8 protein-coding genes are annotated in these 12,680 nt (G+C 68.0%); 3 read left to right on the top strand and 5 right to left on the bottom strand.

Annotation, left to right across the window (positions count from 1 at the left end):
• The first annotated feature begins 25 nt into the window (after positions 1–25).
• The 3 genes from C8K14_RS11190 to C8K14_RS11180 are packed head-to-tail and all read left to right on the top strand — an operon-like array spanning position 26 to position 7,165.
• Entirely contained in the window at positions 26–2,380 is a 2,355-nt protein-coding gene (locus tag C8K14_RS11190; RefSeq protein WP_107716731.1) for a GH92 family glycosyl hydrolase, read from the top strand.
• Positions 2,380–4,686 (top strand): hypothetical protein, encoded by a 2,307-nt coding sequence (locus tag C8K14_RS11185; protein ID WP_107716730.1) that lies wholly within the window; start codon positions 2,380–2,382, stop codon positions 4,684–4,686. The genes C8K14_RS11190 and C8K14_RS11185 overlap by 1 nt, the downstream gene beginning before the upstream one ends.
• Before the next feature lie 40 nt (positions 4,687–4,726).
• Positions 4,727–7,165, top strand: a complete 2,439-nt coding sequence (locus C8K14_RS11180) for a hypothetical protein (protein WP_082349773.1) — start codon at positions 4,727–4,729, stop codon at positions 7,163–7,165.
• Positions 7,166–7,305: 140 nt separating this feature from the next.
• On the opposite strand, the gene mmsB is transcribed toward C8K14_RS11180, so the two are convergent.
• The 5 genes from mmsB to C8K14_RS11155 form a co-directional block, all read right to left on the bottom strand.
• The gene (gene mmsB / locus C8K14_RS11175) at positions 7,306–8,178 is read right to left on the bottom strand and encodes a 3-hydroxyisobutyrate dehydrogenase (RefSeq protein ID WP_107716729.1); all 873 of its coding nucleotides are present in this window, start codon (positions 8,176–8,178) and stop codon (positions 7,306–7,308) included.
• Between the two features lie 31 nt (positions 8,179–8,209).
• Positions 8,210–8,992 (bottom strand): enoyl-CoA hydratase-related protein, encoded by a 783-nt coding sequence (locus C8K14_RS11170; protein ID WP_022674928.1) that lies wholly within the window; start codon positions 8,990–8,992, stop codon positions 8,210–8,212.
• Positions 8,989–10,056 (bottom strand): enoyl-CoA hydratase/isomerase family protein, encoded by a 1,068-nt coding sequence (locus C8K14_RS11165; protein WP_107716728.1) that lies wholly within the window; start codon positions 10,054–10,056, stop codon positions 8,989–8,991. The genes C8K14_RS11170 and C8K14_RS11165 overlap by 4 nt, the downstream gene beginning before the upstream one ends.
• Positions 10,053–11,195 (bottom strand): acyl-CoA dehydrogenase family protein, encoded by a 1,143-nt coding sequence (locus C8K14_RS11160; RefSeq protein ID WP_107716727.1) that lies wholly within the window; start codon positions 11,193–11,195, stop codon positions 10,053–10,055. The genes C8K14_RS11165 and C8K14_RS11160 overlap by 4 nt, the downstream gene beginning before the upstream one ends.
• Before the next feature lie 182 nt (positions 11,196–11,377).
• Positions 11,378–12,670, bottom strand: coding sequence for a sugar MFS transporter (locus tag C8K14_RS11155; protein WP_022674925.1), 1,293 nt, complete (start codon positions 12,668–12,670; stop codon positions 11,378–11,380).
• Between the last annotated feature and the right edge of the window lie 10 nt (positions 12,671–12,680).

Here is a 12,680-nt window from a genome sequence, read left to right as displayed (position 1 = left end):
GGCACCGCCCAGCCAGGAGCCAGCCATGATCGCACTTGCCCGCCGCAGTCTTCTTCGCGCCTCTTGCCACATGGCCCTGGCTGCCGCCGCCGGAACGCCAGCCCTGGCCGCCACGCGCCGCAGCCCTGGGCGCACCACGGCAGGACAGCCCGATCTGTTCATCGGCACGGGGGGCGATGGCCACACTTTCCCCGGCGCCAGCATGCCATTCGGCATGGTGCAGGTGAGCCCGGATACCGACACCGCGCGCTGGGATACCTGTTCGGGCTATCACCACGGCGATCCCTCGCTGCTGGGCTTTTCGCACACCCATCTGTCGGGCACCGGCATTGGTGACATGCTCGACGTGCTGGTGCTGCCGGCGCGCGGGCCGGTGCGGCTCGATCCCGGCCCACTCGATCCGGCCAAGCAGAACCCTGCCGCGCCCGGCTATCGCCTGCGCTATACCCAGGAAGAAGCGCGGCCCGGCTATTACCGCGTGGCGCTGGAAAACGGCGTGACCAGCGAACTGACCGCCACCTTGCGCACCGGCGTGCAGCGCCATGCCTTTCCAGTGGGCGAAGGCCATGTGCTGATCGACCTGTCGCACCTGGTGCTCGACAGTTCCGACTATCCGCCGCTGATCGATGCCGCTGCGCTGGAATGGCTGCCCGATGGCACGCTGGTGGGCCGGCGCCGGGTGTGGCGCTGGGCCAAGGGGCGCGAGATCTTTTTCGCGATGCAGTTTTCGCGCGCGCCGTCACGCGTCGATTTCTATGGCGACGACAACGCCCCGGCCCCTGCCGCCGTGGCAGGCGCCACCCATGCCATCAGCGGCAAGCGGCTCAAGGCCGTGGCCTGGTTCCCCGACGCCGGCAGCGCGCCGATCGTGATCCGCACCGGCATTTCGGCGGTGGACGTGGCCGGCGCCCGCGCCAACCTGGCGGCCGAAGCGCCACATTTCGATTTCGACACCTATGCCCGCGCCGCCCAGGCCGCCTGGGATGGCGAACTGGCGCGCATCACGGTGCGCGGCGGCACCCCGGCGCAGCAGACCATCATGGCCACCGCGCAATACCACGCCGCGCTGGGCCCCACGCTGCTGAGCGACGTGGATGGGCGCACGATCGGCCTCGATCGCCAGGTGCACACCCTGGCGAAAGGCGAGGCGGCCTATAGCGCCTATTCGCTGTGGGATACCTATCGCGCGTTCCATCCGTTGCAGACGCTGATCCGCCCCGATCATGCTGCGGTGATGATGGCCGATCTCATCCGCCAGACGCTGCAAAGCCCCTATGGCCCGCCGGTCTGGCCGCTGCAGGGCGTGGAAACCGGCTGCATGATCGGCTGGCACGCCGTGCCGGTGCTGGCCGAGGCGATGGCCAAGGGCATCCCCGCCGATTATGCCGCCGCCTGGCCGGGCATCCGCCGCCGCGCGCTGGATTTCACCACGCCCACGCTCGACAATTCGCTGGGCATCCCGTTCTACGATCAGCTGGGCTATGTGCCGGCAGACCTGGTGTTCGAAAGCGTCAGCCGCACGCTGGAATACAGCTATGACGATTACGCCGCCGCCAAGATCGCGCGCGCGGCCGGCGCCACGCAGGATGCCGCCCACCTGGAAAAGCGCAGCGGCAACTGGCGCAACGTGTTCGATGCCAGTGTGGGCTTTGCCCGCCCGCGCCTGGCTGATGGCACTTGGACCAGCCCCTATGACCCGGTGCAGCTGGGCCATTCGTCCAAGTGGCGCGACTATACCGAAAGCAACGGCTGGCAGGCCACCTTCCTCAACCAGCATGACGTGCCCGGCCTGATGGCGGCGATGGGCGGCGACGCCGCGTTCGAGGCCAAGCTCGACGCGCTGTTTTCCGCACCCTCCACCCTGCCCAAGGGCGCGCCGCCCGATATCTCGGGCATGCTCGGCCAATATGCCCATGGCAACGAACCCTCGCACCATGTCGCCTATCTCTATGCCTGGTGCGGCACGCACTGGAAGACGCAACGGCTGGTGCGCCGCTTGCTGACGACGATGTACACCGCCAAGCCCGATGGCATCATCGGCAATGACGATTGCGGGCAGATGAGCGCGTGGTTCATCCTCTCGGCGCTCGGCTTCTATCCGGTCGATCCGGTCAGTGCGGTCTATGTGCTGGGCAGCCCGCTGTTCGACAGCGCGCGGGTGCGCGTGGGCGGGGGCCGCGAACTGGTGATCGAAGCGCGCGGCCAGGGGCCGGATCGCCCTTATTACGGCAAGGTGGAATGGAACGGCCAGCCGCTGACGCGATCATGGCTGCGCCATGCCGAACTGGCGGCCGGCGGCACATTGGTGTTCCACATGCAGGCAGAGCCGGACAAGAGCTTTGCCCGTGCCCCGGCAGACCGGCCCCAGGCTTCGGCCTGATGCCGCTGCCGGCACGCGTGGTGCGGGCCCTGCTGGTGCCGGCCCTGGCCCTGGCTGGGCCGGCGGCGGCGCTGGCGGCGCCCGATCTTGCCGGCGCCTGCATCCAGTCCGATGCCCCGGCCCGCGCCGGGGCAGACCTGCTGGCGCGGCGCCTGCACGAGCGTGGGATCGATCCCGCGCCCGCCTGCCCGCTGACCCTGCAATTCATCACCAGACCCGCGCTGGGTGAAGGCTTTGTGCTGGAACAGCATGGCCGCACCATCGCCATCGCCGTAGGCCAGCCCCGCAGCGCCGCCTATGCCGCTGGCTGGGTACTGGGCCATCTGCGCGGGACGCGGCTCACGCTGACCGGGCCGGTGCACAGCGCCCCGGCCATGGCCGTGCGCGGTGACCAGATCGGCATTCGCGCCAAGAACAACAGCTTTGACGCCTGGACCCCAGCGATGCTGGCGCGCCAGGTGGAAGACCTGGCGCTGATGGGTGCCAACCGCGTGCAGCTGGTGGCGCCGGTTTCTGACGATGCCGCCGCATCCCCCCTTGCCCCGGTGCCGGCCCGCACGGCGATCCTGGCCACGGCGCGCGCAGCCCACGCGCTGGGGCTGCAGGTGGCGCTCTATTATCCGCTGCTGCGCGATTACACGCGGCCGGGCGATGTCGCCGCCGAACAGGCAGACTTTGCCGCGCTGCTGGCGGATTTTCCCGCGCTGGATGCGGTCTATTTCCCCGGCGGCGACCCTGGCCATACCGCGCCCGCGCCACTGTTTGCCGTGCTGGGGCAGCTCGCTGCGCCGCTGCACGCGCGCTTTCCGGCCGCCGAAATGCTGGTATCGTCGCAAGGGTTCGATGCCGCCGGGTTTGACGCCTTCGTGGCGCAAGTGCGCCAGCGCCCAACCTGGCTTTCCGGCGTGTTCGTCGGGCCGCAGACGCGCAGCCCGATTGCCGCTCACCGCGCGCTGTTTGCCGGGGTGGTGCCGCTGGAACTTTATCCCGACACCGCCCATGCCATGCACGCGCAGTTGCCGCTGCAACGCTGGCACCCGGCCTTTGCCCTGACCGAAGGGCGCGAACCGGTGAACCCGCGCCCGCGCGCGATGGCTGCCGCCTTTGCCGATCAGGCGCCCGGCACGCGCGGGTTCATCGCCTATTCCGAAGGGGTGAACGACGATTGGAACCTGGCGCAGTGGCTGGCCCTGGCGTGGAACCCCCATGCCAGCACGCGTGCCATTGCCCTCGCCCATGCCCGCCGCTTCATCGGCGATGATCGCTTTGCCACCCTGCCCCAGGCGCTGGAGCAGAACTGGCGCGGCGATCCAGCACGCAACCCCGGCATTGCCGCCACGCTGGGGGCCACGCGCGCGCTGCACCCGGCGCCATGGGCCGATTGGCGGATCGATCTCTATCGCTATCGCGCGGTCTATGATGCGCTGGTCGCCCGGCGCTGGGCCGCGGCGCAAGCGGCTGATCGCGCCGCCCGCGCGGCGCTGGCCCGGGCCGCCATCACGGGCAGCGCGCAAGCCGTGGCCCGCGCGCGCGCCGCGCTCGATCGGCCGGAACCACGCGCCACCCTGGCGCTCTATCACCAGCTCGAAGCCCTGGCAGCGCGGCTGTGGGACAAGGCGCGCATGCAATTGAGCGTACCGCGCTATGGCGCCTCCAACTGGGAGCGCGGCGCCAACCTCGATCGCGCCATGGCCGATCTGACCGATCGCGCCGCGCTGCTGCCGCGCCTGGCCAGTGCCATGGCCGCCCCCGGCGAAGCGGCGCGGCAGACTGCACTCATCGCCCTGGCCGACCGCGCCGACCGGCGCCACGGCGCGCTCTATGATGACCTGGGCATGCCCGGCGCGCAGCCGCACCTGCTGCGCGGGTGGGGCGAACTGGCCGATCCGCAGGGCCGCCACAGCAGCATCGTGGGCGTGGCCGACCACCTGCCGGCCGATGGCTGGCCGCTGGCGACGCTGACCTATGCCGAAACGCTCTATGAAAATCCGCTGCGGCTGGCCTATCGCCTGCCGCGCGGGCGCGCCTGGTGCCTGCGCTTAACCTGGGCGGGCGAGGATTACTGGCGGACGATGGCGGTCTATGCCAACGGGCAGATGATCCTGCCGCCCCGGCAGCGCCCCAGCAATCCCGCCTTTGTCGAGGTGGCGATACCGCCTGTCTTGACCGCACAGGGCCGCCTGGCGCTGGCCTTTGCCGGGCAGGCCGGTGCCGGCGGCGGCGGGCGTGGGCAGCAGATGGCCGAAACCTGGCTCATCCCCCGTTCAGCGCAGATCCGCTGCGATGGGCAGTGGACCGGACCATAATTCCTTGACCTTCATGGCACAGCGGACACAATCGCAGATGATGTTTGCCAGATCCTTTGCACCGGGCCTTTCTCGTTTCCGCACTGCCGCTTCGGCACTGGCACTGGCCGGTTTGGCCGCTGCCGTGCCGATGAACGGCGCCAGGGCCGCCGATTCCCGCTTTGAGCTGATCGGGCCGGACATCAAGGTGATGGTCACCCGCAATGGCCAGGACCTGCCGATCAGCAGCGTGCCCAGCCTGGCCGAAGGCGATACCCTGCGCATCTCGGCCGCGCTGCCCGGTGACCAGGGCGCGCACCTGATGGTGGTTTCGGCGTTCCTGCGCGGCGCCACCAACCCGCCGCCACGCGAATGGATCGGCGTGGCGCGCACGTGGAAGGACAAGGCGAACGAGCATTCGCTCAACCTGACCGTGCCCAAGGGCGCGCGCCAGATGGTGGTGCTGATCGTGCCGGAAACCAGCGGTGCGCAAGGCACGCTGGTGGATGCGGTGCGCGGCAAGCCGGGTGAGTTCGTGCGCGCCAGCCAGGATCTCAACCAGGCCTCGCTCGATCATGCGCGCCTGATCGCTTTCATCAACGCGATCAACGGCGACAATGCCACCCACCCCGAAGACCTTCAGCGCATGGCGCCGACACTGGCGCGCAGCCTGTCGATCAAGCTGAACGAGGAATGCCTGACCAAGGTGGTGGACCAGCAGGCCTCGTGCCTGGTGGAAGATCGGGACACCCTGGTGCTCAGCGACATCCACACCAATTCGCTGACCGATACGCTGACCGGCGCGCCGACCACGCTGGCGCTCTCGCTCAGCACCACGCAGCAGGGCGGTGCCGGCCTCTACAGCCCCTATATCGGCGTGGTGCGCGATCTGGCCAAGCTGTTCGGCGCGTTCAGCAACCCGCAGTTCAACTATCTGCCGACGCTGTCCGAACTCAAGGGTGAGACCGCCTCGCTCAAGCTCAACAGCGCGCCCTCGTTCAACAAGCCCAAGTCGGTGATGGTCATGGCCATGCCGGCGATCGGGGCAGACAGCCCGCCGCAGTTGCGCAATCCCACCAAGGGGCCGATCTGCGCGCCGGGCAATGCCCTGGTCCTGCCGGTGGAAGGAGCACCGCTGGTCTTTGCCACCGGCTTTGCCCACGACATGGCGGTGAAAGTGACCGCCACCGACGGATCGACGCGCGAATACCCCCTGGCCCCGCGGGCAGACCTTGGCGGCTATGCCGTGGTCGCCGATAGCCTGCCGCCGGGTGCCACGCTGACCATGCACATGCACGGCCGCTGGGGCTTCGACACGTTCGACGGGCCCGATTACGTGGTGCAACGCCCCGATGGCGGGGCCTGGTCGCGCGCTGCCAATGCCACCGGGCCGCTGGTGGCCGGGCGCGACAACGAAGTGATCCTGGAGGGCGCTGCACCGGGCTGCGTCGATGATGTCAGCCTGCGCATCGGCAATAGCGCCACCGGCCGCAGCGTGACCTATCGCGCGATCGATGCCACGCACCTGGCCGTCACCGTGCCCTTGGCCGAGGGTGAAACCGGCGAAGTGCGCCTGGACATTCACCAGCAGAGCCTGGGCACGCCCGCCAATGTCACGCTGCGCGCGCGGGCGGAAAGCAGCCGGATCGATTCGGTCGATATCCGCGCCGGCGACAGCGAGGCGATGATCACCGGCCAGCGCCTGGAACAGGTGGTGGCGCTGACGCTGGGCGATGTTGAGTTCCGCCCCGATGGCCTGGTGCGCGACGGGCGGATCGACCGCCTGCATCTGGCGACGAGCGGCAACACCCGCGCCGGTGACGCCGGCACGGCGGCCAAGGCACAGATCAAGCTGGACGATGGCCGCACCCAGACCGTGTCGATCAAGATCGGCCCCGCGCGGCCGCGCATCGACCTGATCAGTCGCACGGTCAACGCCGCGCCCGTGCCACCCGGCACGCGGCCCCTGCGCTTTGCCTCTGACGACCTGCTGCCCGAAGACGCCGAGCTGGTTTTCTCGGTGCGCGCTGGCGCCAATACCGTGCTGGGCAGCGGCGATGCGATCGAGGTGGCCCCGGCCGGCAGCCAGAGCGGGTTGCGCCTGACCACGGCCAAGGGCCTGATGGCCACCGACCCCACGGTGCTGGTCGCCACGATGCGCGCCAGCGATCTGCCGGCGGCCAGCTTTGGCCCGCTGCGCTATCGCCTGGTCAAGGCCGATGGCCAGTTGGGTGCATGGCAGCCGCTTGCCACGCTGGCGCGCCTGCCGCGCATCACCGGCTTTGCCTGCGACAGTGGCGGCTCGCTGCCCTGCACGCTGACCGGGCGCAACCTGTTCCTGCTTGATGCCGTGGGCGCCGATGGCGATTTCACCCGCGCGGCAACAGTGCAGCCCGGCTTTACCGGATCGAGCCTGAAAGTGCCCCGCCCGGCCGATGGCGCCCTGCATCTGCGCCTGCGCGATGCACCCCAGGCCAAGGTGACCTTGCCGGCGGGTTGATCGGCGGTCGGGCATGCCTTCCACCACCCCCCGACCCCCTCCTCTAAAGAGGAGGGGGAATTAAGATGCTGATTTGAAAGCCCCCTCCTCTTTAGAGGAGGGGGTTGGGGGTGGTGGCGATCAAGCCCCCTGGCCGCCAGTCAAAGCGTCTTGATGATCGCCGAAAAATCGCGGTCGTCATGGCCATCGGCGGCAAAGGCGGCATAGAGCTTTTCCGCCAGGTGCCCCATCGGCACCGGCGCGCCGGCTTCCTGTGCTGCGCCCATCGCCAGGCGCAGGTCCTTGAGCATCAGCGCCGTGGCAAAGCCGCCCTGGTAGTCATTGTCCGCCGGGGTCTGCGGCCCCACGCCCGGCACCGGGCAATAGCTGGTCATCGACCACGACTGGCCCGAAGCCTTTGACGCGATGTCGTAAAAGGTCTGCAGGTCCAGCCCCAGCCGCTCGGCTAGGCGGAAGCTTTCGCACGTCGCCACCATGGTCGCGCCCAGCAGCATGTTGTTGCAGATCTTGGCCGCCTGCCCTGCTCCGTCCGCCCCGGCATGGACCACCGCCTTGCCCATTGCCGCCAGGATCGGCTGCGCGGCGGCAAAGGCCTGGTCGGTGCCGCCGACCATGAAAGTCAGCGTGCCGCCCCGCGCCGCCGCGATGCCGCCCGAAACCGGCGCATCGACAATCGGATGGCCTGCCGCGCTGGCCACCTCGGCCAGGCGGCGCGCGGTGGCGACATCGATGGTGGAGCAATCGATCAGCAGCGCGCCGGCAGGCGCCGTGCCGATCACCTGGTTTTCGATCACGTCACCCACGATCGCCCCGTTGGGCAGCATCGTCACCACCACATCGGCGCCGGTCACGGCATCGGCCACGGTGGAACAGGGCGTGCAGCCCGCGTCCTGCGCGGCGGCCAGCGCGGGCGCCGAAAGATCGAACGCGCGCACGGCGTGCCCGGCCTTTGCCAGGTTGGCGGCCATGCCGCCGCCCATGTTGCCCAGGCCAATGAATGCAATTGCCGCCATGGCAGCCTCTCCCGTTATGGTTTCGTTAGGTTCAGCGGCCCTGCCAGTTGGCAGGACGCTTTTCCACGAAGGCAGCCATGCCTTCGGCCTTGTCCTGCGTGGCGGTGAGCACCTGGAACATGCGGCGTTCGGCCAGGAGACCCTGGTCGAGCGTGGTTTCGAACGCCAGGTTGACCATTTCCTTGTTCATCATCGCCGCCAGCGGGGGCATGCCGGCAATCGCCTGCGCAGTCTTGAGCGCTTCGGCCATGAGATCGGCATGGGGCACCACGCGGCTAACCAGGCCGCCGCGTTCAGCCTCGGCCGCGTCCATCATGCGCCCGGTCAGGCACATGTCCATCGCCTTAGCCTTGCCCACGGCGCGGGCCAGGCGCTGCGAACCGCCCATGCCCGGTGCCACACCCAGCTTGATTTCCGGCTGGCCGAACTTGGCATTGTCGCTGGCGATGATGAAATCGGCCATCATCGCCAGTTCGCAACCGCCGCCCAGGGCAAAGCCGTTGACCGCCGCGATCCACGGCTTGCGCGTGGCCTTGACCAGCTTGCTCGTCCAGCCTTCGAAAAAGTCTTCGGCATAGAAAGCCGCTGCCGGCTTGTCGGCCATTTCCTTGATATCGGCGCCGGCGGCAAAGGCCTTGTCGCCGCTGCCGGTCAGCACCGCGCAGCGCTGAGCCGGGTCGGCCTCGAACGCGGCGAAGGCAGCGATCAGATCGGCCAGAACCTGGCTGCTCAACGCATTGAGGGCCTGCGGGCGGTTGAGCGTGATTAGCGTGACCGGCCCCTGGGTTTCGACCAGGATCGTTTCAAAGCTCATAGCGGGGTCCATTCCTCTTGATGCGGCAGGGGCGCAAAGATCGCGTCGAGTTCGGCGGGCGCCACGTCAGCGGCGCTGGCCGGGTTCCAGCGCGGGGCATTGTCCTTGTCAACGATCACCGCGCGCACGCCCTCGGCAAAATCGGGCCGCACGATCATGCGGCCGCCGATGCGGTATTCCATCGCCATGTTCGCGGCAAAATCGGGCAGGGCCAGGCTGGTGGCGAGCTGCAGCAGCGAGACCGCGCAGGAAAACGGCGACCGCGTGGCGAGTGTGGCCAGCGTCGCCTGGGCGAAACTGCCGGGATCGCGGGCCAGCGAAGCCAGCGTGTCAGCCAGGCTGTCATGGATGAAATGGCGCGCGATATCGTCGGCATGGGCCGCAATCGGCGCCGGCCCGGGCGTGGCCGACAGCGCATCGAGCGCAGCGCCAACGCTCTCGCCAGCGGCGATCTGCGCCTTAGCCTTCGCCAGCGCGCTGTCATCCAGATAGTGCGTGGCAAGCCCGGCCCACAGGCATTCCGCGCCATCGAGCCGCGCCCCGGTCAGCGCCAGGTATTGGCCCAGCCGCCCTTCCAGGCGCGACAGATACCAGCCACCGCCCACGTCAGGAAACAGGCCGATCCCGGTTTCGGGCATGGCCAGCCGCGTCTTGGCCGTGGCCACACGCCAGCGCGCCGGCTGCGAGATGCCCACGCCCCCGCCCATGGTGATGCCATCCATGAAAGCCACCACCGGCTTGGCATAGGTGAACAGCAGGTGGTTAAGGCGGTATTCGTGAAAGAAGAAATCACGCCCCGCCGCGCCGCCGTCTTCCAGCGCAGAGCCGCGCAGCAGGGCGATGTCGCCCCCGGCACAGAACCCGCGCGACAGCTTGGGATCGCCATCGGGGGCGACGGCATGATCGATAATCACAGCGGTGATCGCCGGATCATCCTGCCAGGCGAGCAAGGCATCGGTCATCGCCCTGACCATCGGCAGGGTCAGCGCATGGATGGCGCGCGGGCGGTTGAGCGAGAGGATGCCGGCCGCGCCATCGCGGCGCACGATCACATCAGGGGTCATTGCAGCAGGTCCCGGCCGACGATCAGGCGCATGACTTCGTTGGTTCCTTCCAGGATGCGGTGCACGCGCAGGTCGCGCCAGAACCGCTCGATCGGGTAATCGCGCAGATAGCCATAGCCGCCAAACAGTTGCAGCGCGCGATCGACCACGGCCGAGCCGGTATCGGTGGCAAAGCGCTTGGCCATGGCGGAAAAGCGCGTCTTGTCGGGCGCGCCGGCGGTAACCTTAGCTGCGGCCAGATAGAGCAGCGCGCGTGCGGCTTCCAGTTCGGTGGCCATGTCGGCCAGCACGAACTGGGTATTCTGGAATTCGGCCACGGCGCGGCCGAATTGGCGGCGTTCCTTCACATAAGCGATGGCTTCATCCAGGCAGCGCTGCGCCCCGCCCAGCGAGCAGGCACCGATATTGAGCCGCCCGCCGTCGAGCCCGGCCATGGCGATGCGGAAGCCTTCGCCCTCCGCGCCCAAACGGTTGGTGACCGGCACGCGCACGTTTTCCAGGATCACCTGCGCGGTGGGCGAGGCATTCCAGCCCAGCTTGCGTTCGGGTGCGCCGAAGGAAAGGCCCGGTGTGTCCTTTTCCACCAGCACGCAAGAAATGCCGCGCGGGCCGTCCTCACCGGTGCGCACCATGATCAGGTAGATATCGTTCACCCCGCTGCCGGAAATGAACTGCTTCGTTCCATTGATCACATAATCATCGCCATCGCGCCGCGCCGTGGTGGCGAGCGCTGCGGCATCGGACCCGGAGCCAGGCTCGGTCAGGCAATAGGAGCCCAACTTGTCCATCGCCAGGAGGCCGGGCAGGTGCTGGGCCTTGAGCGCGTCTGGCCCATAGCTGTCGAGCATCCAGGCGGCCATGTTGTGGATCGACAGGAACGCGGCCGTGGTGGGGCAGCCATAGGACATCGCCTCGAACACCAGGGCCGCTTCGAGGCGGCCGAGGCCCACCCCGCCGCCGGCTTCGGACACATAGATGCCGCCCAGGCCCAGTTCGCCAGTGGCGCGGATCACCTCGCGCGGGAAAATATGCTCTTCATCCCAGCGCGCGGCATGGGGGGTAATCTCATCGGCGGTGAACCGGCGTGTCATGTCCTGGATGGCAAGCTGGTCTTCGGTCAGGGCAAAAGCCTGAGACATCAAGGGCGCTCCTGCTCCCGCATCTAAACGCGGTGTTTCTGTTTGGCGGGCACCATGGCCCAGCGCCGGTAGCGGCACAAATGCCTTTTTGGTCGCATCGGTTGTGCAAAAAAAGGGGCACGACCTGATGGTCGCGCCCCTTGGCAGTGCATGCAACTGGCAGGTTTGTCAGGCTGGCGCGATCACGCCACCGGGCGCCGCGCATACCAGCCATAGCTGGCGATCACGGCATAGCAGACCGCCGGAATGACCAGGGCCAGCGCCAGGCTGTGCGTCACGTCGGCAACGCCGCCGGTCAGCAGCGGCAGCACCGCGCCACCAAAGATCGCCACGTTGATGATGCCCGAACCATCGGCCGCGCGCGATCCCAGCTTTTCGCAGGCGAGGCTGAAGATCGTGGGGAACATGATCGAGTTCATCAAGCCGATGGCAAGCAGGCTGTAGCCCGAAAGCAGGCCGTTGGTGTGGGTAGACAGCGCTATCAACGCGATGGCAAGGATAGCGTTGCAGGCGAGCGCCTTGCCCGGCGAAACCTTGCGCAGCACGGCCGAGCCGATGAAGCGGCCGATCATCGCCCCGCCCCAGTAGACGCTGATCAGCTTACCGGCGGCAGCTTCTTCCAAGCCCATGACATGCGCCTGGCGCAGATAGTTGACGATCAGCGAGCCGATCGAGACTTCGGCACCGACATAGAGGAAGATGCACAGCGCGCCAAAGCCGAAGCGCGGACGCTTGAGCAGGTCGAGCCCGGCAAGGCCGGCGCTTTCGGCATGCTTTTCAGCCGGCAGGCGGTTGCGGAACGACCACACCACGGCAGCAACCACGGCAAGGGCGACGGCCAGGCCGATATAGCCCTTCACGATCGCGCCGCTTTCCGCCGTGCGATAGGCATCGAGCGCCGGGCCCGTGAGATCGGCGGCCGAAACCTTGGCCAGGCTGCCCAGGATCAGCGCGGCGCCGAACCAGGGAAACAGCGTGGTGCCCAGCGAATTGAAACCTTGCGCAAAGGTCAACCGGCTGGAAGCCGTGCGTGCGGGCCCGAGCAGCGAAATCAGCGGGTTGGCCACGACCTGGACCACCACCACGCCGCTCGCCAGCACGAACAGCGCCAGCAGGAACACGCCATAGGTGGCGCTTTGCGAGGCGGGGATGAACAGCAGGCAGCCGGCCATCATCGTCAAGAGGCCGACCACCGCGCCGCGCATATAGCCGATGCGCTTGACCAGGCGGGCACCGGGAATGCCGATCACGGCATAAGCGGTAAAGAAGCAGAACTGCACCAGCATGGCCTGGGTGTAGTTCAGCGTGAAAAGCTCCTTGAGCTTGGGAATGATCACGTCGTTGAGCGACGTGATCCCGCCGAAGATGAAGAACAGCCCAATGACGAAGACCTGCAGCTGCGGGGCATCGATATGGGCGGCTCCGTCGGGGCCATCGGGATGGGTGCCCGCAGCAAGATCGGGGGCAAGGGCCATTGTGATTTCT

Origin of the sequence: Novosphingobium sp. GV079 (assembly GCF_003058045.1) — a bacterium.
Taxonomy (GTDB): Bacteria; Pseudomonadota; Alphaproteobacteria; order Sphingomonadales; family Sphingomonadaceae; genus Novosphingobium; species Novosphingobium capsulatum.
The sequence above is the reverse complement of the archived record's forward strand: the minus strand, read 5'-3'. Positions and strand labels throughout refer to the sequence as shown.